The 727-nt window shown below is 51.3% G+C and carries 1 protein-coding gene; it reads right to left on the bottom strand.

All coding sequences use genetic code 11. The features are described from left to right. Positions 1–313 precede the first annotated feature (313 nt). Positions 314–661 carry a transposase gene (locus ACOCD2_RS23835; protein WP_305801088.1) on the bottom strand — a complete coding sequence of 116 codons (348 nt, stop codon included), beginning with the start codon at positions 659–661 and terminating at the stop codon, positions 314–316. Positions 662–727: the final 66 nt, after the last annotated feature.

Here is a 727-nt window from a genome sequence, read left to right as displayed (position 1 = left end):
CTAGAGTTTAGAGTAAGCAACATTGTTCCACCGTATATTTTCGGGTGAAATAAAGTTGCTATTTTGTTCATACTGCCCGTTAGAGCTTGTTCTATACGCTGATTGCTGCATCCTGCTCACTTCCTCGCCAATTGGGCGGTTCGAATTGTCTGCATTTACGGTTCCACCACTGCCGGACAGGGACATGGTGAAAAATCAGTAGCAGTCCTTTACGGATCTGCCCTGCCGTTGTGGGATTGTCCTTTCGCTAGGGCGAATGGCAACACAGTTGCCTGACGGTCTGATCATCCAGATAGCCCAATAATTAGGCTCCTCAGCAGAATTTGTGGGTAAACTCAGGCTCGGGTAAAGCAGCAAGTGCATGATACAAAGCGATTTCCGCGCCCCGATACGTCCGAAAACCGAAGGATTTTCTGGAGGTCAGTTTTGCCTTGGTGTTGAAACCCTCCACAACACCACTGGAAAGCTGCCCCCTGGCCCGGAACCAGTTGAGCAACAGCGGCCGATGACCTCGCAGCATCCGGGCCACTTTCTTCATCGGCTCGATTTTCGATCGCATCGTTTTCGTACACCACCTATCCAGAAACTGACCGGCCCAGTAGGGCGAAAGTAAGCGCCAAACAATCAGCCCTATTGCATTTTTTTGACAGGCGTGTTCCAGGGTAGCAGGGCTTCAATGTCCTCAACCGTCCTGGCATTGCCGATGTGCTGCAGCACATGGTGGAGG

The sequence above is a fragment of the Thiolapillus sp. genome, from assembly GCF_048562965.1.
Taxonomy (GTDB): Bacteria; Pseudomonadota; Gammaproteobacteria; order Chromatiales; family Chromatiaceae; genus Thiolapillus; species Thiolapillus brandeum_A.
The sequence above is the reverse complement of the archived record's forward strand: the minus strand, read 5'-3'. Positions and strand labels throughout refer to the sequence as shown.